The sequence below is a fragment of the Streptomyces sp. NBC_00358 genome (assembly GCF_036099295.1).
Lineage (GTDB): Bacteria > Actinomycetota > Actinomycetes > Streptomycetales > Streptomycetaceae > Streptomyces.
Genome location: NZ_CP107976.1, coordinates 2,129,631 through 2,150,071, shown reverse-complemented (window position 1 = coordinate 2,150,071; position 20,441 = coordinate 2,129,631). Strand labels below are relative to the sequence as shown.

The 20,441-nt window shown below is 71.9% G+C and carries 16 protein-coding genes; 8 read left to right on the top strand and 8 right to left on the bottom strand.

Going from position 1 to position 20,441, the window contains the following annotated elements:
• Positions 1-2: 2 nt before the first annotated feature.
• The 3 genes from ccrA to OHT01_RS08925 all read right to left on the bottom strand — a co-directional run bounded on the left by ccrA (position 3) and on the right by OHT01_RS08925 (position 4,525).
• The gene (gene ccrA / locus OHT01_RS08935; protein ID WP_328552589.1) at positions 3-1,340 is read right to left on the bottom strand and encodes a crotonyl-CoA carboxylase/reductase; all 1,338 of its coding nucleotides are present in this window, start codon (positions 1,338-1,340) and stop codon (positions 3-5) included.
• A 430-nt stretch (positions 1,341-1,770) separates the two neighbouring features.
• A complete protein-coding gene (locus OHT01_RS08930; RefSeq protein WP_328552588.1) occupies positions 1,771-2,583 on the bottom strand; it encodes a TetR family transcriptional regulator in 813 nt (270 codons plus the stop codon).
• Positions 2,584-2,719: 136 nt separating this feature from the next.
• The gene (locus OHT01_RS08925; protein ID WP_328552587.1) at positions 2,720-4,525 is read right to left on the bottom strand and encodes a 3-hydroxyacyl-CoA dehydrogenase family protein; all 1,806 of its coding nucleotides are present in this window, start codon (positions 4,523-4,525) and stop codon (positions 2,720-2,722) included.
• Between the two features lie 371 nt (positions 4,526-4,896).
• Here OHT01_RS08925 and OHT01_RS08920 point away from each other — a divergent pair, with 371 nt between their 5' ends.
• Entirely contained in the window at positions 4,897-5,514 is a 618-nt protein-coding gene (locus OHT01_RS08920) for an adenylosuccinate lyase (RefSeq protein ID WP_328552586.1), read from the top strand.
• Here OHT01_RS08920 and OHT01_RS08915 read toward each other — a convergent pair.
• Complete coding sequence (locus OHT01_RS08915; RefSeq protein ID WP_328552585.1) at positions 5,511-6,368, bottom strand: helix-turn-helix domain-containing protein; 858 nt, start codon at positions 6,366-6,368, stop codon at positions 5,511-5,513. The genes OHT01_RS08920 and OHT01_RS08915 overlap by 4 nt on opposite strands.
• Positions 6,365-7,165 (bottom strand): peptidoglycan-binding protein, encoded by an 801-nt coding sequence (locus tag OHT01_RS08910; protein ID WP_328552584.1) that lies wholly within the window; start codon positions 7,163-7,165, stop codon positions 6,365-6,367. The genes OHT01_RS08915 and OHT01_RS08910 overlap by 4 nt, the downstream gene beginning before the upstream one ends.
• Positions 7,166-7,482: 317 nt before the next feature.
• Between OHT01_RS08910 and OHT01_RS08905 the strand changes: the two genes are divergently transcribed.
• On the top strand, positions 7,483-7,641 hold the full coding sequence (locus OHT01_RS08905) for a hypothetical protein (RefSeq protein WP_328552583.1): 159 nt from the start codon (positions 7,483-7,485) through the stop codon (positions 7,639-7,641).
• 94 nt (positions 7,642-7,735) lie between these two features.
• Here OHT01_RS08905 and OHT01_RS08900 read toward each other — a convergent pair whose 3' ends face one another.
• The 3 genes from OHT01_RS08900 to OHT01_RS08890 all read right to left on the bottom strand — a co-directional run bounded on the left by OHT01_RS08900 (position 7,736) and on the right by OHT01_RS08890 (position 11,336).
• A complete protein-coding gene (locus OHT01_RS08900) occupies positions 7,736-8,293 on the bottom strand; it encodes a GNAT family N-acetyltransferase (protein WP_328552582.1) in 558 nt (185 codons plus the stop codon).
• Between the two features lie 157 nt (positions 8,294-8,450).
• A complete protein-coding gene (locus OHT01_RS08895; RefSeq protein ID WP_328552581.1) occupies positions 8,451-10,040 on the bottom strand; it encodes an alpha/beta hydrolase in 1,590 nt (529 codons plus the stop codon).
• A 228-nt stretch (positions 10,041-10,268) separates the two neighbouring features.
• A complete protein-coding gene (locus OHT01_RS08890; protein WP_328552580.1) occupies positions 10,269-11,336 on the bottom strand; it encodes an Rv2578c family radical SAM protein in 1,068 nt (355 codons plus the stop codon).
• 182 nt (positions 11,337-11,518) lie between these two features.
• On the opposite strand from OHT01_RS08890, the gene OHT01_RS08885 reads away from it, so the two are divergent.
• The 6 genes from OHT01_RS08885 to OHT01_RS08860 all read left to right on the top strand — a co-directional run bounded on the left by OHT01_RS08885 (position 11,519) and on the right by OHT01_RS08860 (position 20,432).
• The gene (locus OHT01_RS08885) at positions 11,519-11,962 is read left to right on the top strand and encodes an SRPBCC family protein (RefSeq protein WP_328552579.1); all 444 of its coding nucleotides are present in this window, start codon (positions 11,519-11,521) and stop codon (positions 11,960-11,962) included.
• A gap of 243 nt (positions 11,963-12,205) precedes the next feature.
• Positions 12,206-14,596 carry an MFS transporter gene (locus tag OHT01_RS08880; RefSeq protein ID WP_443043369.1) on the top strand — a complete coding sequence of 797 codons (2,391 nt, stop codon included), beginning with the start codon at positions 12,206-12,208 and terminating at the stop codon, positions 14,594-14,596.
• A gap of 135 nt (positions 14,597-14,731) precedes the next feature.
• Positions 14,732-17,188, top strand: a complete 2,457-nt coding sequence (locus OHT01_RS08875) for a SpoIIE family protein phosphatase (protein WP_328552578.1) — start codon at positions 14,732-14,734, stop codon at positions 17,186-17,188.
• A gap of 312 nt (positions 17,189-17,500) precedes the next feature.
• On the top strand, positions 17,501-18,226 hold the full coding sequence (locus OHT01_RS08870; RefSeq protein ID WP_328552577.1) for a class I SAM-dependent methyltransferase: 726 nt from the start codon (positions 17,501-17,503) through the stop codon (positions 18,224-18,226).
• A gap of 75 nt (positions 18,227-18,301) precedes the next feature.
• A complete protein-coding gene (locus tag OHT01_RS08865; RefSeq protein WP_328552576.1) occupies positions 18,302-19,135 on the top strand; it encodes a M55 family metallopeptidase in 834 nt (277 codons plus the stop codon).
• On the top strand, positions 19,128-20,432 hold the full coding sequence (locus OHT01_RS08860; RefSeq protein ID WP_328552575.1) for a M20/M25/M40 family metallo-hydrolase: 1,305 nt from the start codon (positions 19,128-19,130) through the stop codon (positions 20,430-20,432). Before OHT01_RS08865 ends, OHT01_RS08860 begins: the two co-directional genes overlap by 8 nt.
• The last annotated feature ends 9 nt before the right edge of the window (positions 20,433-20,441 follow it).

The following is a 20,441-nucleotide window of genomic DNA, read 5'->3' as shown; positions in this document are numbered from 1 at the left end:
CCTCAGACGTTCCGGAAGCGGTTGATGGCGTCGATGTGCTGGGCGCGCTTCTCCTCGTCGCGCACGCCCAGGCCCTCCTCGGGCGCCAGCGCGAGGACGCCGACCTTGCCCTGGTGGAGGTTGCGGTGCACGTCGTAGGCGGCCTGCCCGGTCTCCTCCAGGGAGTACACCTTGGAGAGCGTCGGGTGGATCTTGCCCTTGGCGACGAGGCGGTTGGCCTCCCAGGCCTCGCGGTAGTTCGCGAAGTGCGAGCCGATGATCCGCTTCAGCGACATCCACAGGTAGCGGTTGTCGTACTCGTGGTTGTAGCCCGAGGTCGAGGCACAGGTGACGATGGTGCCGCCCTTGCGGGTGACGTACACCGAGGCGCCGAAGGTCTCGCGGCCCGGGTGCTCGAAGACGATGTCCACGTCCTCGCCGCCGGTGAGCTCGCGGATGCGCTTGCCGAAGCGCTTCCACTCCTTGGGGTCCTGGTTGTGCTCGTCCTTCCAGAACTTGTAGTCCTCGGCGTTGCGGTCGATGATCGCCTCGGCGCCCATCTTCCGGCAGATGTCCGCCTTCTGCTCGCTGGAGACGACACAGATGGGGTTGGCGCCGCCGGCGAGCGCGAACTGCGTTGCGTAGGAGCCGAGTCCGCCGCTCGCGCCCCAGATGAGCACGTTGTCGCCCTGCTTCATGCCGGCGCCGTTGCGGGAGACGAGCTGCCGGTACGCGGTGGAGTTCACCAGCCCGGGAGCCGCGGCCTCCTCCCAGCTCAGGTGGTCCGGCTTCGGCATGAGCTGGTTGGACTTGACGAGCGCGATCTCGGCGAGGCCGCCGAAGTTGGTCTCGAAGCCCCAGATGCGCTGCTCGGGGTCGAGCATCGTGTCGTTGTGGCCGTCGGAGGACTCCAGCTCGACGGACAGGCAGTGCGCGACGACCTCGTCGCCGGGCTTCCAGGAGTTGACTCCCGGGCCGGTGCGCAGGACGACGCCCGCGAGGTCCGAGCCGATGATGTGGTACGGCAGGTCGTGGCGCTTGCTGAGGTCGCTGAGCCGCCCGTAGCGCTCCAGGAAGCCGAAGGTCGACACCGGCTCGAAGATCGACGTCCAGACCGAGTTGTAGTTCACGGAGGACGCCATCACGGCGACCAGGGCCTCGCCCGGTCCGAGTTCCGGCACCGGAACGTCGTCCAGGTGGATCGACTTGCGGGGGTCCTTGTCGCGGCTGCTGAGCCCGGCGAACATCTCCGTCTCGTCCTTGTGCACGGTGATCGCGCGGTAGGACTCGGGGAGCGGAAGTGCGGCGAAGTCGGCGGACGTGGCGGTCCGCGACTGAATCGCGTCCAGGATTTCCTTCACGGTGTTGCCTCCGGCGATGCGCGTTCTGAGGGGGAACGCTGAGGGTTACGTCGGTGCTACTGCTGAGGGGTGTGCCGTCGGTTCGGCGGAGGTGGTGCTGTGGCAGCGCTGTGGTTGGCGCAGGAGGTTGCCTGTGACGCAGGCGTCCGGGCGCGCAGGCCATGGGGCTTGCGGGGACAGCCGGCGTACGTATGGTCTCTGCACGCCGGCCGCCCGGACTCCTTCAACGTATGGCACGCCGTGTCACGTGGCAAGGCACGGAGTGCCATAAGTTGCGCTCAGATGAAATCTTTACGTAACACGTGAGCGATGATCGATCAGATCGGGCCGCAAAACGCTCAAACCGGGGCACAAAAAACGCCGGACGCGCTCGAAGTGAGCGTGTCCGGCGCGTGGTCGGAGAAGCGGGCCGTCCATGGACGGCGGGGCGCTACGACCGTTCCTTGAGCGCCTGCTCGATCGTGCGCATCACCTGGTCCAGCGGAGCGTCGACCCGGGCCACGGTCACCAGGACGTCCCCCTCGGTGAAGGCCGACGCCGGCGCCGATCGCGGCGCGGTCTCCCGTCCCGCGCCGATTCCCGTACCGAAGGTCTTGCGGACGATGGCGAAGGCGTGGTCGAGCTGCCTCTCCACATCGCCCTGGCCGCCCGCCCGCAGCCAGCGACGCAGGACGTGGTTGTGGGCGGTGACCACGGCCGACGCGGCGACCTCGGCGAGCAGCGGATCGTCGTTGGCGTCGTCGTCGTGCGCGTGCTCGTCGAAGTGGCCCAGCAGATAGCGGGTGAAGAGCCGCTCGTAGCGGGCCACCGAGGCGATCTCGGCCTCGCGCAGCGTCGGTACCTCGCGGGTCAGCTTGTAACGCGAGACGGAGATCTCCGGCTGGGCCGCGTACATCTTCATGACTTCCTTGATGCCGCGGCACACGGTGTCGAGCGGATGCTCGTGCGCGGGCGCCGCGTTGAGCACCGCCTCGGCCCGGATCAGGGTGTCGTCGTGATCGGGGAAGATCGCCTCTTCCTTGGAGCGGAAGTGGCGGAAGAACGTACGGCGGGCCACCCCGGCCTGGGCCGCGATCTCGTCCACGGTGGTCGCCTCGTACCCCTTGGCCGCGAACAGCTCCATGGCCGCGGCCGCCAGCTCCCGGCGCATCTTGAGCCGTTGCGCCGCCGCGCGGCTGCCCGCGGCACTCTCCGGCGCGTCGGGCGTGGCTGGTGTACGTGAGGACCTGGCGGGCTGGGACATGCCCCGAACGTACTGCATGTGCGCAGGAGAGCGCGCATGTCCGGGGATCCCCCCGCCCAGGACGGGCGGGGGGTGTCCGGCGGGGCCCAGCAGTCCGCCCCAGTCCGCGTCCTCCGCGAGCCGGTCGCCCGGACGCTCAGCGGCGGGCATATTCGCGGAAGCCGCGGCCCGTCTTGCGGCCGAGGCAGCCCGCGGCCACCAGGTGCTCCAGGAGCGGTGCGGGGGCGAGACCCGGGTCGCGGAACTCGCGGTGCAGGACCTTCTCGATGGCCAGCGAGACATCGAGCCCGACCACGTCGAGCAGCTCGAAGGGCCCCATCGGGTAGCCGCCGCCCAGCTTCATCGCCGCGTCGATGTCGTCGAGCGAGGCGTAGTGCTCCTGCACCATCTTGATCGCGTTGTTCAGGTACGGGAACAGCAGCGCGTTCACGATGAAGCCGGCCCGGTCACCGCAGTCCACCGGGTGCTTGCGGATCTTCGCGCAGACCTCGCGCACGGTGGCGTGCACGTCGTCCGCGGTCAGCACGGTCCGCACGACCTCGACGAGCTTCATCGCCGGGGCCGGGTTGAAGAAGTGCATGCCGATCACGTCCTGCGGGCGCGAGGTGGCGCGGGCGCAGGCGACGACGGGGAGCGAGGAGGTGGTGGTGGCGAGGATCGCGCCGGGCTTGCAGACCTTGTCGAAGACGCCGAAGAGCTGCTGCTTGATCTCCAGGTCCTCGGCGACCGCCTCCAGCGCCAGATCGACCTCGGCGAAGTCGTCGTAGCTGCCGGTCGGAGTGATCAGCTCCAGGGTCCGCGCCGCCGCCTCGGCCGTCATCCGGCCCTTGTCGACAGAGCGGTTGAGCGACTTGCCGATACGGGCCTTCGCGGTCTGCGCCTTCTCCTCCGTACGGGCCGCGAGGACGACCTCGTACCCGGCCTTCGCGAAGACCTCCGCGATACCGGAGGCCATCGTGCCGGAGCCGGCGACACCCACCGAGCGGACCGTACGGCCCTGCGCCAGGGCGGCGCCCTCCAGCGGCGTCAGCGCGTCCCGCACGACGGCGTCGCTGCCCGCGGACTCGTACGAGTAGAAGCCGCGGCCGGACTTGCGCCCGGTCAGGCCCGCCTCGCTGAGCTGCTTGAGGATGGGCGCGGGGGCGTGCAGGCGGTCGTGCGACTCGGAGTACATCGCCTCCAGGACGGTCCGGGCGGTGTCCACGCCGATCAGGTCGAGCAGCGCGAGCGGGCCCATGGGCAGCCCGCAGCCGAGCTTCATCGCCGCGTCGATGTCCTCGCGGGAGGCGTACTTCGCCTCGTACATCGCGGCCGCCTGGTTGAGGTAGCCGAAGAGCAGCCCGTCGGCGACGAAACCTGGGCGGTCGCCGACCGCGACGGGCTCCTTGCCGAGTTCGAACGCCAGGTCGGTGACCGCGGTGACGGCCGCCGGCGCGGTCAGCACCGAGGACACGACCTCGACGAGCTTCATCGCGGGCGCCGGGTTGAAGAAGTGCAGACCGAGCACGCGCTCGGGGTGGGCCGAGTCGGCGGCCAGGCGCGTCACGGACAGCGCGTTGGTGCCCGTCGCGAGGATCGCCTCGGGGCGCACGATGGCGTCGAGGGCCCGGAAGACCTGCTGCTTGATTTCGTACGACTCCGGGGTCACCTCGATGACGAGGTCGGCGTCGGCGGCGGCCGCGAGGTCGGTGAAGGTGCGGAACCGGGCGAGGGCGTCCGTGCGCTCGGGCTCGGTGAGGTGCTCGCGGCGCACGGCGCGGGCGGTGGAGGCTTCGAGGGTGGCCACCGCCTGGGTGGTCGCGGCTTCGCTGATGTCGATGCCGATGACGTCGCGGCCGGCGCGGGCCAGGACTTCGGCGATGCCGGTGCCCATGGTGCCGAGGCCGATGACGGCGACGGTCTTCAGCGGGGACAGAGGGGTGTCGGACAGGGGAGTGGCCATCGCGGGACTCCAGAAATTGGTGACGACTGAGGAGCGCACGCGGGTGCGCCGACAGGCGCACACCGTGCGGAGGTTGCGGGTGTTTCCGGGCTGACGAGCGCACACGCCCGGTGCCGTCCCCGAGCGCCGGTGAACGGGCGCCCATGGGCGGTGAAAGCCGACCGGCCCTGTCCCGGAGCCGTGCCGTACTGAGAGGTACCTGAAGTACCGAACCGACTGCTCTCTCGGTGGCTGCGTCACCAGGCCACCGTGAGGTTCGACGCGAGTGGGTAACTCGCTCGTCTGAGCTTAACCCGCCGGTAACGAGCGCGCCAGTCCCCGACTTTGTGATGTACGTCCCCGCACCACACGGGCTTGCCTAAGCTCGGCCCATGGACGAAGCGTTGCGATCACTCACGGAGCGTTTACGGACCGAGGCCGGGGCCGGGACCTCGGCGGCGTACGAACGACTCGCTGCCACCGAGGACCCCGACGTGCTGGCCGCCGCGCTGACCGAGCCCGGACAGCCGCTCTGGGCCCGGGAGTTGGCCGCGTTCCGGCTCGGCACGGCCGGGGACCGGCGGGCCTTCGAGGCACTCGTCCTGCTGCTCAACCACCGCGATCCGCGGCGCTGCGCGTCCGCCGCGCACGCCCTGGCCCGGCTCGGCGACCCGCGCACGGCCCGCGCCGCCGCCGCGCTCGCCACCAACGAACTGCGGGTCGCGTACGCGCTCCAGCCCGTACGGCTCCTGGTCGAACTGCGCGCGCCCGAAGCCGTACCCGCGCTCATCACCACCCTGGAACGCCGGCTGAGCCCGCACGACCCGTACCGTAAGGTCGCCCTCGCCTGCGCGGACGGCCTGGGTGTCCTGGGCGACGCCCGCGCGAGACCGGTCCTGAACGAGGCACTGGCCCATCCGGCACTAGCGGAGACGGCCGTGCGCGCGCTGGCCCGGCTGCCCGAGGAGCAGGTCCAGCCGCCCGGTCGGCGCTCCAGCGGCAGTTCCTAGCCCGCGCGGCCTCGGACGCACTCCTCGCGGACGGCCGTCGCGGTACGGAAGCAGGCCTGGACGACGGTTCCGGGGCGGGTGACCAGCATGGGGGTGTAGACGAAGGAGTCGGCGTCGGTGCCGTTCCTGATCCGGGCGCCGCGGGCCCGGCCGCCGCGGCCGGCCGGGCTCACCTCGATCCGGTCCCCGATCCGCGTGCCCCAGGTCCGTGCCCAACTGGTCCCGCACTCCTTGCTGTAACGAAGTTCCACCCAGGCGCCGCCCGCCACGCGGTGCCGGGCCAGGGTCTCCGGCCGGCGGGCGCAGAACATGGCCATCGGGCTCTTTCCCTCGCAGGCGGACTCCCGGCAGTGCGGTCCGGTCGTGGCGGGGGACGGGGATGCGGACGACGCCGGGCGGTCGCGGCCGTGCGGCAGCAGCAGGAGCACCACCACGACACCACCGACGGCCACGGCGCACACGCACGCCAGAACCGCCACCAGAACCGTGGTCCGGTGACCGGACCGCGCGGTCCGGGGCGGTTCGGGAGCCTCGGGCGGTTCGGGGGCCGGGCGCGGGTCCGGAGGCGGCGGCGTCGAGGGCGTGTCCCGCCGCGGCGCCTCCTTCCCTCGCCCGCTCCACGCGGACTCCGCGATCTCCCACAGGGCCAGACACCGCCCGTCCGGTTCGCCGCTGAGACGGCACAGCTCCCGCACCGCAGCGCGCGGCGGCAGCGTCCTGCCGTTGAAGTACCGCTCCCACGACGACTTGCTGTACGCGGTCCTGGCCGCGAGGCCCGCCAGGCTCAGACCGGTGCGTTCGCGCAACTCCCGCAGCGACGCGAGGAGTCGGGCATGTTCCGGTGACGGTGTCATCTCCGCAGGGCCTTCCAGGTGTGCGGCCCGACCACGCCGTCCGCGACGAGCCCCGCCCGCTTCTGGAAGTCCAGGACCGCGCCCCGCGTCAGCGGACCGAACATCCCGTCGATGCCCCCCGGCGAGATGCCCGCCCTGCGCAGCAGGCACTGCGCCTCGGCCACCTCGGGCCCGGCGCTGCCGTACGCCACGGTGGCGTCCATGGTGCGGCTGTTGCCCGCGTACCAGCGCCCGCCACTGCGCCGCGCCAGGCAGTCGTACGCGGGGGTGGACACCGTCGGCGCCGTCGTGACGGGTACGACGACCGGAGCCGCCGCCGGGCTGTCGCCGCCACCGAGCCGCAGGGTCACGAGCACCGCCGAGGAGACCGCGAGGAGCAGGGCCGCCGAGCCCGCGACGACCGCGATCCGCAGTGCCCGTCCGGGCAGCGGCGGGGCCTCGGCGCCCGACAGCAGGATCTCCAGCTCGGGCGGTGCGGCCTCCTGTCCGGGCCCGCCGTCAGGCACCTCTGCCCGCTCGCTCGCACGGCCCTCCAGCCAGGCCTCGGCGGCGACCTCCCGCAGGGCGAGCAGCCGGGTCGGATCGTCACCGGTGATCCGGGCCATCGCCTCCACCGCGTCCGGGGGTGCCAGCGAGCGGCCGCCCAGGTACCGCTCCCACGACTTCGCGCTGTACCCCGTCTTCGTCGCCAGTTGCCGCACGCTCAGCTCGCCGCGGTCCTTCAGCAGCCGTAATCGCACCACCAACTGCCTGACCCGAGGATCCAGTTCAGCGGGCAGCTCTTTCCAACGCGACATGTTCCCCCCACTCGCGTCCACGGGCACCTGCTTGGTCGGTCCTCCCGGTGCCCCGCGGCATTGTGCACCAGCATTCACGGCCCGGGGCCCGGACCCGGTTCGCGCACCGGTGCGGAACCGGCCACGCCCCGTCCCGGGCGGCGCGCGGGACCGTCGCGGCGCGCGGTGTTCCCGCAGCTCAGCGGGTGAGACGTCGCATGACGACGTCACTTTCGCGGCAACTGTGGCGGCGCCCGCCACCCGCCCCGCAGTCTCGTACCGCCACCAGGGCGGCAGCCGCGGCGGCCGCCGCCCGACGACCCGAGAGGGAACGCATCATGCGATCGAACGTCTTGGCCAGGACCTTGGTCAGTGCCGTCGCCGTGGCCGGGCTCGCCGCCGGCGGACTGGCGACCGCGGGCACCAGCTTCGCGGCCTCCGCTCCCGCCGCGTTCGCCCGCTTCGCCAACGACAGCAGCGTGTTCTACCCCTGTTGAGCCCGGCCGTGGACGCCCCGGGTGCCTCGCGGCACCCGGGGCGTCTGTGCCTCCCGGCGAGACCTGGTGCCCGGCGCGGTGTACAGGCCCCGTGTCAGGCCGGGTCCGGTGTTCTCGGGCCGAGCCCCGCGCGGGTCAGCGGGCGCCCGTAGCGCACCTCGGGCACCGCGACCCCGCCCGCCTCGAAGGGCTCCTCGGAACCGTCGGGCGAGAAGCCGGCCCGTTCGTAGAAACGGCGGGCCGGGGTGTTCTCCTTGAGGACCCACAGCAGCATGCGCTCGTGCCCGGCTGCCGCACAGCGGCCGGCGGACTCGCGGAGCAGGGCCCACCCGACCCCCTGGCCGATCAGGTCGGGATGTACGTAGATGGCGTACAACTCGACCTCCCCGGCGCGGGCTTCGCGGTCGCGGTGCGGTCCGTGGCAGGCCCAGCCGACCACGGAGCCGGCGCGCTCGGCGACCAGGTTCACGACGCTGCCGTCGCCCTCTTCGAGGTTGCGGCGCCGACGGGCCGCGTCCTCGGCGACGCTGAGGCCGTCCAGATAGGCCTGCGGGATCAGGCCCTTGTACGCGCTCTGCCAGCCGCGCACCCGGATCTCGGCCACCCGCGGACAGTCGTCGAGGGTCATCTCCCGGACCCGCAGCCCGCTCACGCGCCGACCACCGCGAACGCCCCGGTCCTCATCGGGGCAGGAGAGCGGACGGCGGGGGCGACCCCGTCGGGGGTGGAGATGTATGTCGGCTCGCTCATGGGTCCATGGTGGACCATGGGTCCGACAACGCCCCCGACGGGCGTCGCCGCGGAGAGGGTCAGCCCCGGTGGCCGAGCAGTGTGTGCAGCGTCGAACCCCGCGAGGAGGTGGACGTCGCCTTCGTGCTCAGCGGCTTGGGGTCGGGCAGGGTCTGGCACACCGCGTCGGCCTCGCCACCGCCGTGCGGCACCTCGCCGTCGGTCAGATACGTCGCCAGGTACTTGTCCAGGCAGGCGTTGCCGCTCAGCGTGATGCCGTGGTTCCCGCCGCCCTGCTCGACCACCAGGCTGGAGCCGCGCAGTTGGTGATGGACGGTGACGCCCCCCTCGTAGGGAGTGGCGGCGTCGTTGGTCGCCTGGAAGAGCAGGGTCGGCGGCAGGTGGCGGTTGGAGATGTCCACCGGCCGGAGCGAGTCCGTGGGCCAGAACGCGCACGGCGCGTTGTACCAGGCGTTGTTCCAGGCCATGAACGGCGCCTTGTCGTACACCGCCCAGTTGTCCTCGCGCCACTGGCGCCAGTCGCGCGGCCAGGACGCGTCACGGCACTGGACCGAGGTGTAGACGCTGTAGCCGTTGTCGCCGGAGGCGTCCACGGCGCCGAAGTTGTCGTAGGCCTCGACGAGCGCGTCCGAGTTCTTGTCGTTCACATAGGACGAGAACGCCTCGGCGAGGTAGGGCCAGTAGCCGTTGTAGTAGCCGCCCGGGATGAAGGTGTCCTCCAGTTCGGAGGCGCCCACCTTCTTCTGCGCGGGGTTCTTGGCGAGTGCCGCGCGCATCGCGTACCACTTGGCCTCGACCTTGGCCGGGTCGGTGCCGAGCTTGTAGGCCGCGTCGTTCTTGGCCACCCAGGCCAGGAACGCCAGGTGGCGGTCGTTGAAGGCGTAGTCCTGACTGAGGTTGTCGTCGTACCACACACCGGTGGGATCGACGATGGAGTCCAGGACCAGCCGGCGGACCCGCTGCGGGTAGAGCTTGGCGTACACGGCCCCCAGGTAGGTGCCGTACGAGTAGCCGAAGTAGTTGATCTTCTTGGCGCCGAGCGCGGCACGGATCGCGTCCATGTCCCGGACCGCGCTCACCGTGTCCATGTACGGCAGCAGCTTCGCGTACTTCGTGCCGCACGCCTCGGCGAAGGCCTTGGCGCGGGCGAGGTTGGCCTTCTCGATGGCCCGGGTGCTCGGGACGCTGTCCGGACGGACCGGCTTGAAGTGCCCCGGCTTGCAGTCCAGGGCGGGCTTGCTCGCTCCGACGCCGCGCGGGTCGAAGCCGATGACGTCGTACTGCGCCGCCACGTCCTTGGGCAGCGCGGAGGCGACGAATCCGGCCAGCGTGAGCCCGCTGCCGCCGGGACCGCCCGGGTTCACCAGCAGCGGCCCCTGGTAGGTCTTCGCGGTGTGCGGGACACGGGACAGGGCGAGGGTGATCCGCTCGCCGTAGGGATTCGTGTGGTCCAGCGGCACCTTCAGGGACGCGCACTGGAGCGTCGGATAGTCGGTGGTACCGCACTTCTTCCAGGCGGGCTTCGCGGTCGGGGTGGAGGTGGTGCGCGGTGCGGCAGCGGAGCCGGCGCTCGCGTCGGCGGGGATCGAGGTGATCATCCCGGCCAGTACGGCGGCCGCCCCGCACAGAGCAGCTGCGCGTTTCTTCACAAGGCCTCCCAGGACGGAGGATTTCGAGCCGTGCACGCCACGGCCTTCGCCGTATCGTCCCGGACAGGGCCCTTCGAGGAACGCGTTCCGGCGAGACTCGACCCGATTGGCTGCGGGATGCGCCCGGATGCCGTCACCGGCACCCCCGAGGGGCCGTCAGGGATCCGCCGCCCTCGCGAAGATGCGCGACGCTCCCCGTGACGGCTCGTCAGGGCGGGCGGTCGGAGCTCAGAGCAGGGTGAGCTGGGTGGGACCGGGTGCCGTGGAGGCGGACGCCGCCGTGGACGCCGAGGGGTCCGCGGGCCCGGCGGCGGTGATCCGGCGCGGCATTCCCGCGCGCGCGGGACCGATGCCGTACTCCTGCGCCAGCTCGTGGACCTGACGGGTGATCCGGCGCTGGTACCACTTCGGCGCGTAGGCGCCCTCCGCGTACAGCCGCTCGTAGCGCCGTACGAGGTGGGGGTGGTGGTGCTCCAGCCAGGCCATGAACCACTCCCGGGCGCCCGGCCGCAGGTGCAGCACCAGCGGAGTGACCGAGGTGGCCCCCGAGGCCGCGACGGCCCGTACGGTGGCGCGGAGCTGGGCGGGGTGGTCGCCCAGGAAGGGGATCACGGGGGCCATCAGGACGCCGCAGCCGATGCCGTGGTCCGTCAGGGTGCGGACGACGTCCAGACGGCGTTCCGGGGCGGGTGTGCCCGGCTCCACGGTGCGCCACAGCTCGGTGTCGGTGAAGCCGACGGAGACCGAGATCCCGACGTCGGTGACCTCGGACGCCTGCCTCAGGAGGTCGAGGTCGCGCAGGATGAGCGTGCCCTTCGTCAGGATCGAGAAGGGGTTCGCGTGGTCGCGCAGGGCCGCGATGATGCCCGGCATGAGCGCGTAGCGGCCCTCCGCCCGCTGGTAGCAGTCGACGTTGGTGCCCATCGCGATGTGCTCGCCCTGCCAGCGGCGCGAGGCGAGCATGTGGCGCAGCAGCTCCGGGGCGTTGACCTTCACCACGATCTGCGAGTCGAAGTCGAGTCCGCTGTCGAGGTCCAGATAGCCGTGCGTCTTGCGGGCGAAGCAGTACACGCACGCGTGCGTGCAGCCCCGATAGGGGTTGAGCGTCCACTCGAAGGGCATGCGGGAGGCCCCCGGCACCCGGTTCACGATCGACCGCGCCCGGATCTCGTGGAACGTGATCCCCCGGAACTCCGGAGTGTCGAAGGTCCGTGTGGTGATCGCGTCCGCGCCGAACAGGGCGGCGTCCCGGGCGGGGCCCCCGGCGGGGTCCGCGGTCAGGTTCTCCCAGCGCATGGCGCCTCCTCGATAGCACTGGACAGAGAATAGAACACATGTTCCCTTGATCGTGCGACCCGGTTACCCGTGGCGCCCGACGGCGCCGCCCGCACCCACGGGCACCCCGATTTGGGCGGCCGGGGCGCCGGGTGGTTGGCTGGCCGCACACCCCCGAGGAACCAAGTGCTGGAGGAAGTGCCATGGCGCAGGTCGAGGCCACGACGGAGCGGGTCATCGCGGCGGACGCGGAGGCGGTGTTCGACGCCCTGGCCGACTACAGCGGCACGCGTCCGAAGCTGCTGCCCGAGCACTTCAGCGAGTACGAGGTACGTGAGGGCGGCGACGGCGACGGCACCCTCGTCCACTGGAAGCTCCAGGCCACCAGCAAGCGGGTCCGCGACTGCCTGCTGGAGGTGAGCGAGCCCACCGACGGCGAGCTCGTCGAGAAGGACCGCAACTCCTCCATGGTCACCACCTGGCGGGTCACCCCGGCCGGCGAGGGCAAGTCGCGTGTCGTGGTCACCAGCGTCTGGAACGGCGCGGGCGGCGTCGGCGGCTTCTTCGAGCGGACCTTCGCGCCCAAGGGCCTCGGACGCATCTACGACGCCCTGCTCGCCAACCTCGCGACGCAGACCGAGAAGTGACACCGCCGACGAAGTGACACCGCCGACCGGGAAGCGCGCGTCCCCCGGGGGACGGGACGCGGCCCCCGGACGGTGACTTGACGGGCGTCTCCGTCAAGAGGCCGGTCCCGAGGGCGTGTTGTGGCCTCACCGGTTCGAGTGGATCTCCCCCTCGCCCGACGGTACGCCGTAACTCGTCACGCTTGCTCGCAGTTGTCGCGATTAGCGGTAATTGTGCGGTGGGCGCGACGAGGGGAGCGGTACGTGGGCGGGATCACTCTGGTGCAGGACGAACCGGCCGTCGCCCCCGCGCGGATGCCCCCTCCGGTGGCCGTCGAGCCCGTCCGGCCGACCCCGCGTCAGGTCCGGCTGATCTTCTGCGGACTGATCCCGGCACTGCTCCTCGCCGCACTGGAGCAGATGATCGTGGCCACCGCGCTCCCGAAGATCGTCGGAGAACTGCACGGCCTCGACAGGATGTCCTGGGCGATCACCGCCTATCTGCTCACCTCCACCGTGGGACTCCCGGTCTACGGCAAGCTCGGCGACCTCTACGGCCGCAAGGGCGTCTTCCAGTTCGCCATCATGGTCTTCGTGATCGGCTCCGCGCTCGCCGGACGGGCGCGGACCATGGACCAGTTGATCGCCTTCCGCGCGGTCCAGGGCATCGGCGCCGGCGGCCTCATGATCGGCGTGCAGGCGATCATCGCGGACATCGTGCCGCCGCGCCGGCGGGGCCGGTACATGGGGCTGATCGGCGCCGCGTTCGGCCTGGCCTCTGTCGCGGGACCGCTGCTGGGCGGCTACTTCACCGACCATCTGTCCTGGCGGTGGTGCTTCTACGTCAACGTGCCCTTCGGCCTGGTCACCCTGGCCGTCGTCAGTGTCGTGCTGAAACTGCCCAAGCCCGCCGTCCGAGGGCGCGTCGACGTCCTCGGAGTGCTCCTCCTCGCCGCCGCCTCCACCTGCCTGGTCCTGCTGACCAGTTGGGGCGGCACCGAGTACGCCTGGGGCTCGGGGGTCGTCCTCGGGCTCGCGGCGGGCGCGGTCGCCACCACGGCGCTCTTCCTCGTCGTCGAGCGCTTCGCGGTCGAACCCCTCATCCCCCTGCGGCTGTTCAGGGACCCCGTCTTCAACGTCACCGCGCTGGTCGGGCTGGTCGTCGGAGCCGCGCTCTTCGGCGCCGCGGGCTATCTCCCCACGTTCCTCCAGATGGCCGACGGCGCCGGTGCCACGGAGTCCGGGCTCCTGATGCTCCCCATGATGGGCGGAATCGTCGTCGCCTCCATCGTCTCGGGGCAGCTCATCAGCCGGACCGGCCGCTACAAGGTCTTCCCGGTCCTCGGCTGCGCGCTCTCGGCCGTCGGCATGTGGCTGCTCTCCCGCCTCGACGCCGGCACCTCCCGGCTGCACTACAGCGTCTGGATGGCGGTCCTCGGCGTGGGCATCGGCATGGTGATGCCCGTCCTGGTCGTCGCCGTGCAGAACTCCGTACGTCCGGCCGACCTCGGCACCGCGACCAGCGCCAACAACTACTTCCGGCAGATCGGCGGCAGCGTCGGCGCCGCCGTCTTCGGCACGCTCTTCGCGGCCCGGCTGTCCGACGCGCTCGCCGACCGCCTCCCCGCGCGCGCGGGGACGACGGTCCCGGACTCCGAGTCCATCACCCCGCAGCTCGTCCACGCGATGCCCGCCGCGCTGCGCGACCAGTACATCGGCGCCTACGCGGACGCCATGCCGCGGATCTTCCTCTACCTGGTGCCGGTACTCGTCCTCGGCCTGTTCATCGCCTTCTTCCTCAAGGAGAAACCGCTGGTGTCCCACAATGCATCGACCGCCGGCCCGGAGGCCGCGCGGATGAACGAGCGTATTCCGCAGGCCCGTTCGGGGTACGCCGCCGGTATCCCGGTGTGCGGCACGGTGCAGCACCCCGACGGCACCGCCGTGGCGCGCGCCGCACTCACCCTCATCGACATCGGGGGGCAGCAGATCGGACGCGGCGCCAGCGGGGAGGACGGCCGGTACGCGCTGTCCACGCCCGGCGCGGGATCGTACGTGCTGATCGCCGCGGCCGGGGGCCACCAGCCGCAGGCCGTCTCGGTGACCGTCGGCGAACGGCCGGTCGAACTCGACGTCGTGCTGGGCGGCGCGGGGCGCCTCGCGGGCAGCGTGCTCACCGCGGACGGCACCCCGGTGCGGGAGGCCACCGTCACCCTCACCAACGTGCACGGCGAGGTCGTGGCCACCACCCGCAGCGGACGCGAGGGCGGTTACGTCATCACGGAACTGGTGGCGGGCGAGTACACCCTCGCCGCCGGAGCGCCCGCCTTCCGGCCGGCCGCGCTCCCGGTGACCGTCCAGGCGGCCCGCGAGACCCGCCAGGACGTCGAACTCGCCGGTGGCGCCGTGCTGCGCGGCACCGTCCGGGCGGGCGGAGGCCGGCCCGTCGAGGACGCGCGCGTGACGCTGCTGGACGCCGCGGGCAACGTCGTGGACACCCTCACCACCGGCCCCGACGGAACGTTCCGGTTCGTCGACCTGTCGTCCGGTGAGTACACCGTCATCGCCGCCGGCTATCCGCCGGTGGCCACCGTGCTCCAGGTCGCCGGGGGCGGCCGCACGGAACGCGACCTGCAACTGGGGCACGAGGACTGACGCGGGGCCACGCGCGCCGGAGCCGCCCCCGGGGAGGTCAATTCCCCTATTGCCGCACATCGTGACGGGACCCCGCCGTACGGTAGTGGAGGCGGCACAGATCTTGCGGAGCCGTGGGGAGAGAGGGCCTGGGCCATGGACCGTGGCACGGAAGCGGGCACAACTCCCAGCCCAGGAGCTGGGAACGGCGCGGTGGAGCACACCGCGGCCGGTCGCATCCCGCTGGCCGTGGTGGTCGTGGACCGTGACGGGCTCGTCTCGCACTGGAGCAGCGGCGCGAGGCGTCTGTTCGGCGCCCCCAAGGAGGAAGCGCTGGGCCGGCACGTCGTCGACCTGCTCCCCGTCTCCGGCGCGCTCCCCGAGGAAACGGACGGGACCCCCTTCGCGAGCCACGCCACGTTCGACGGACTCGGCCCGGGCCTGGAGTCCTCCCTGGACGGGCGGCTCCCCTACCCGGCCGCCGGACGTGCCCGGCTCACCGCGGCCGGTCCCGGCCGGACCGACGTCCTGTGGTGGGCCTACCCGTTGGTGGGTCCGGGCTCGGAGCGGCTGCTCGTGCTCGCCGCGGACGCGGTCGCGATGCGCCACGAGGACGACGACGTCTCCTTCGAGCGCATAGCGCCCGGCTTCGCGCTGCACACCGACTTCCCCGGCGCCGAGGAACTGGCCCGTCGGCTGCCCGAGATCCTGCCCAGCATGAGCGTCGGCGAGGGCGCCCGGATCGTGTCGCAGGTTCTGGAACTCGGCTATCCCGTCCTGGAGTTCAGCCAGAACGACCGGGTGCCCGTCACCCCCGACTGGGGCGTGCCGCGGCGCGCCGAGCGCAGGGCGCGCCGCGAGCGGGTGGCACGTGTGCAGGCCGCGGGCGCGTCCGGCACGCAGGACCTCCCGGACGACGAGCGCGAGGACCTCGAGTACGTCGCCGTGCGCGAGCGCCTGGAATTCCTGAACGAGGTCAGCGGCCGGATAGGCACCTCCCTGGACCTGTCGCAGACCATCCTGGAGGTCAGCCGGGCCGTGGTGCCGCGCTTCACCGATGTCGCGGGCACCTATCTGCGCGAGCAGGTCGTCGCCGGTGAGGGCTTTCCCGACGGGGTGCCCGACACCACCACCATGTGGCACCGGGTCGCCCTGGAGCACACGGACGAGCCGGGCCGCTGGGACGATGTGGTGCCGGTCGGCGAGGCCATGCCCTTCCCGGCGCACACGCCGTTCTTCCAGTGCATGACCACCGGTGAGCCCGTCCTCGTGCCGCGCATCAGCGAGCAGATGGGGCACATGATCGCCGCGCAGTTCGAGAAGCGCGACATCAGGCCGCTCATCACCCACCGGTCCATGCTGGTGGTGCCGCTCAAGGCGCGCAACGTGGTGCTCGGCTTCATGATCCTTCTGCGCCACCCGGAGCGCGTCGAGTTCAACGACATGGACCGGGTCACCGGCGCCGAACTGGCCGCCCGCGCCGGCCTGGTGCTGGACAACGCCCGCATGTACACCTACCAGGAGAGCGTCGCGGAGACCCTCCAGGACAGCATGCTGCCGACCATCGCGCCCCGCATGGCCGGCTGCGACATCGCCACCCGCTATCTGCCGGGAACGCTTCTCGGACGCGTCGGCGGCGACTGGTTCGACTCGGTGAAGCTGCCCGGCTCGCGCACCGCCCTGGTCGTCGGGGACGTCATGGGACACGGCCTCAACTCGGCGGCGATGATGGGCCAGTTGCGCACCGCCGTCCAGACCATGGCCGCGCTCGACCTGCCGCCCGCCCAACTGCTGCGCAACCTCGACGACCTCGCCCAGCGGCTCGGCGACAGCTATCTCGCGACCTGCCTGTACGCCGTCTACGACCCGATCGCCGGCGAGCTGCACCTCGCCAACGCGGGCCACATCCCGCCGGTCCTGGTCCGCGCCGCGGACGGCCGCAGCGAGCTGCTCGATCTGCCGACCGGAGCGCCCATCGGGGTCGGCGGAGTGCCCTTCGAAGCGGTCCGTGTGCGAGTGGCGCCCGGCGACCGGCTGGTGATGTGCACCGACGGACTCGTCGAGGTCCGCGGCGAGGACATCGGTGTCGGCCTCGCCACGCTCTGCGAATCCGCCGCGCATCCGGCCGCCTCCATGGACCACGCCTGCGACACCATCATCCGGGCGCTCAACACCTGTGGCGGGCGCAAGGACGACGTGGCCCTGCTGATGGCACGGCTCAACGGAATCGCGTCCGAGGACGTCGCCGTGTGGCGCCTGGCACCCGATCCGGTCGAGGTCGGCCGGGCACGTGCCGTGGTCCGCGAACAGTTGCGTGCGTGGAGCCTGGCAGGTCTCGCCGACAACGCCGAACTGATGGTCGGCGAGCTCGTCACCAATGCCGTACAGCACACGCACAGCCGCCGGATCGAGCTGCGGCTCGTTCGCGGCGACACCCTGCTGTGCGAGGTGGACGACGACGACCACACGCTCCCGACCCTGGTCGGCGCGGGTCCCGGCGACGAGTTCGGACGCGGTCTGCGGCTCGTCAGCGTGCTGTCCCGCGAATGGGGGGCCAGCCGCACCGGCGCGGGCAAGACGGTCTGGTTCGAACTGACGCTCCCGCGAGGCTGATTCGCCCGCGCCCGCCGGCGTGATCCGACGGCACCGAGTTCGCTCCCGCGCCGCCGACGTGATCCGGCGACACGATCCCGCTGCCGCTGCCGCTGCCGCTGCCGCTGCCGCTGCCGCTGCCGCCGCCCCGCCCCGTCGACGCGTGCCCGTGACGGCCGCACGGCGGCGGGGCGGGCGGGGCGCGCGGGGGCGTACGAGGTTCGAATGCGCGGTGAAGGAATGCGCCGTCGGCTTGTCGCGGCACGCCGGGCGCGGTAGACCGGGCGAGCCCGCCAGGTCCCGGCGGGCGCGGTCGCGACCCGGGGAGCTGGCATGAGCGTGAGCAGTCGGTACAGAGGGGCCTGGGAGGGCTTCTGGCGCGAGGCCCCCGGCGAGCAGGGCGGGGTCCTCTGGGACGCCGAGCCCGCGCTCACCTCCGAGGTCCATCTCGCTCTCTTCGAGCCGCATGTCGCGGTCCGGCACCTGCCCCTGGTGGACCTCGGCTGCGGCAACGGCACCCAGACCCGCTTCCTCGCCGACCGGTTCCCGCGGGTCGTCGGTACCGACCTCGCGCCCGCCGCGCTCGACCGTGCCCGCACCGCCGACCCGGCGGGCCGGGCCGGCTACCGGCTGCTCGACGCGGCGGACAGGACCGAGGCCGAGGCGCTGCACGAGGAGCTCGGCGACGCCAACGTCTATATGCGGGGCGTGCTCCACCAGTCCGAGCCGGACGACCGGCAGCCGCTGGTGGACGGCCTGGCCACGCTGGTGGGGGAGCGGGGCCGGGTCTTCCTGGTCGAGCTCGCCGAGGCCGCCGGCCCGCTCCTACGGGAGATGGCCCGAAGTCCGCAGGGCCCTCCGGCCAAGCTGGCCCCGGTGTTCCGGCACGGCCTCGCCCCGGGCGAGGTCGCGGACGCGGCGGTCCCCGAGTACCTGCGCCGGGCGGGCCTCGTGGTCCTCGCGAGCGGCGAGCTCCCGCTCGTCACGACCGAGCACACGCCCGACGGCGACCGCGTCGAACTTCCGTCGAGGTGGCTGGTGGCGGGGCGCTCCGGGTGACATCAGTGGTCTGGACCGGTAAGAGTTGTCCACAGGCTCTGCCGGGTCCAGGCCGAAGCGCGTACGGTTTCGGGCATGAAGATCCTCATCAGCGCCGACATGGAAGGCGCCACGGGTGTGACCTGGCCGGCCGACGTGCTGCCGGGGACTCCGCAGTGGGAGCGGTGCCGCGCGCTGTTCACCTCCGACGTGAACGCCGCGGTGCTCGGCTTCTTCGACGGCGGCGCCGACGAGGTGCTGATCAACGAGGCCCACTGGACCATGCGGAACCTGCTGCTGGAACGGCTCGACGAGAGAGCGGAGATGCTCACCGGGCGGCACAAGTCGCTGTCCATGGTCGAGGGCGTGCAGCACGGAGACGTGGACGGTATCGCGTTCGTCGGCTACCACGCGGGTGCGGGCATGGAAGGAGTGCTCGCGCACACCTATCTGGCGAACTCCATCACGGGCGTGTGGATCAACGACACACGGGCCAGCGAAGGGCTGCTCAACGCCCATGTCGTCGCCGAGTACGGCGTGCCGGTCGTGCTGGTCACCGGCGACGACCTGGCCTGCGAGGACGCCCTGGGGTACGCGCCCGAGGCGCTGAAGGTCGCCGTGAAGGACCATGTCTCGCGGTACGCGGCCGTGTGCCGCACCCCGGCCAGGACCGCCGCGGACATCCGGGCCGCGGCCAAGGAGGCTGCGGCGCTGGCGGTGCGGCACGAGCCGGTCGCCGGCGGCCCGTTCACCATCGCCCTGGAGTTCGACGCCGAGCACCTGGCCATGGCCGCCACCGTCGTCCCCGGTGTCGGCAGGACCGGCGAGCGGAAGATCGCGTACACCAGCGACACGATGTACGAGGGGATCCGGACCTTCAAGGCGGTCACCACGATCGTCTCGGCCGCGGTGGAGGAGCAGTATGGCTGACGAACGGGCACTCGACGAGGTCGTCCGGTTCACCTCCGACCTCATCCGGATCGACACGACCAACCGGGGCGGCGGGGACTGCCGGGAGCGCCCGGCCGCCGAGTACGCCGCCGCGCGGCTGGCCGAGGCGGGCCTCGAACCCGCACTGCTGGAGCGCACCCAGGGGCGTACGAACGTCGTCGCCCGGCTGGAGGGCACCGACCCGTCCGCCGACGCGCTGCTCGTCCACGGTCATCTGGACGTGGTGCCCGCCGAGGCCGGGGACTGGAGCGTCCACCCGTTCTCCGGGGAGGTTCGCGACGGCGTCGTCTGGGGACGCGGCGCGGTCGACATGAAGAACATGGACGCGATGATCCTCGCCGTCGTCCGGGCCTGGGCCCGCGAGGGCGTACGGCCCCGGCGCGACCTGGTCATCGCCTTCACCGCCGACGAGGAGGCGAGCGCCGAGGACGGCTCGGGCTTCCTCGCCGACAAGCACTCCGGACTCTTCGAGGGCTGCACCGAGGGCATCAGCGAGTCGGGCGCCTTCACCTTCCACGACGGCGGCGGCCGGCAGCTGTACCCCATCGCGGCGGGCGAGCGCGGCACCGGCTGGGTCAAACTCACCGCGCGGGGACGGGCGGGCCACGGCTCCAAGGTGAACCGGAGCAACGCGGTGACCCGCCTCGCCGCCGCGGTCACCCGCATCGGCGCCCACGAGTGGCCGCTGCGCATCACCCCGACCGTGCGGGCCGCCCTCACCGAACTCGCCGCCCTGTACGGCGTGGACGGCGACCTGGACGACGTGGACACCCTGCTGCGAAAGCTCGGCCCGGCCGCCGCGCTCGTCGAGCCGACCGTCCGCAACAGCGCCAACCCGACGATGCTGAGCGCCGGTTACAAGATCAACGTGATTCCGGGAGAGGCCGTCGCCTATGTGGACGGCAGATATCTGCCCGGCGGCGAGGACGAGTTCCGCACCACCCTGGACCGGCTCACCGGGCCCGACGTGGAGTGGGAGTTCCACCACCACGAGGTGGCGCTCCAGGCGCCGCTGGACTCGCCGACGTACGCGAGGATGCGCGCCGCCGTCGAGGAGTTCGCACCCGAGGGCCATGTCGTGCCGTACTGCATGTCGGGCGGTACGGACGCCAAGCAGTTCTCGCGCCTCGGGATCACCGGATACGGCTTCGCGCCGCTGAAGCTCCCGGAGGGCTTCGACTACCAGGCACTGTTCCACGGAGTCGACGAGCGTGTCCCGGTGGAGGCGCTCCACTTCGGCGTCCGCGTTCTCGACCGCTTTCTGCGCACGGCCTAGGGGGACGGG

Coding starts and splice junctions, on each gene's coding strand:
- OHT01_RS08930 (WP_328552588.1), bottom strand. CDS start 2,583: ATGTCCCAGCCCGCCAGGTCCTCACGTACACCAGCCACGCCCGACGCG.
- OHT01_RS08925 (WP_328552587.1), bottom strand. CDS start 4,525: ATGGCCACTCCCCTGTCCGACACCCCTCTGTCCCCGCTGAAGACCGTC.
- OHT01_RS08920 (WP_328552586.1), top strand. CDS start 4,897: ATGGACGAAGCGTTGCGATCACTCACGGAGCGTTTACGGACCGAGGCC.
- OHT01_RS08915 (WP_328552585.1), bottom strand. CDS start 6,368: ATGACACCGTCACCGGAACATGCCCGACTCCTCGCGTCGCTGCGGGAG.
- OHT01_RS08910 (WP_328552584.1), bottom strand. CDS start 7,165: ATGTCGCGTTGGAAAGAGCTGCCCGCTGAACTGGATCCTCGGGTCAGG.
- OHT01_RS08905 (WP_328552583.1), top strand. CDS start 7,483: ATGCGATCGAACGTCTTGGCCAGGACCTTGGTCAGTGCCGTCGCCGTG.
- OHT01_RS08890 (WP_328552580.1), bottom strand. CDS start 11,336: ATGCGCTGGGAGAACCTGACCGCGGACCCCGCCGGGGGCCCCGCCCGG.
- OHT01_RS08885 (WP_328552579.1), top strand. CDS start 11,519: ATGGCGCAGGTCGAGGCCACGACGGAGCGGGTCATCGCGGCGGACGCG.
- OHT01_RS08875 (WP_328552578.1), top strand. CDS start 14,732: ATGGACCGTGGCACGGAAGCGGGCACAACTCCCAGCCCAGGAGCTGGG.
- OHT01_RS08870 (WP_328552577.1), top strand. CDS start 17,501: ATGAGCGTGAGCAGTCGGTACAGAGGGGCCTGGGAGGGCTTCTGGCGC.
- OHT01_RS08865 (WP_328552576.1), top strand. CDS start 18,302: ATGAAGATCCTCATCAGCGCCGACATGGAAGGCGCCACGGGTGTGACC.
- OHT01_RS08860 (WP_328552575.1), top strand. CDS start 19,128: ATGGCTGACGAACGGGCACTCGACGAGGTCGTCCGGTTCACCTCCGAC.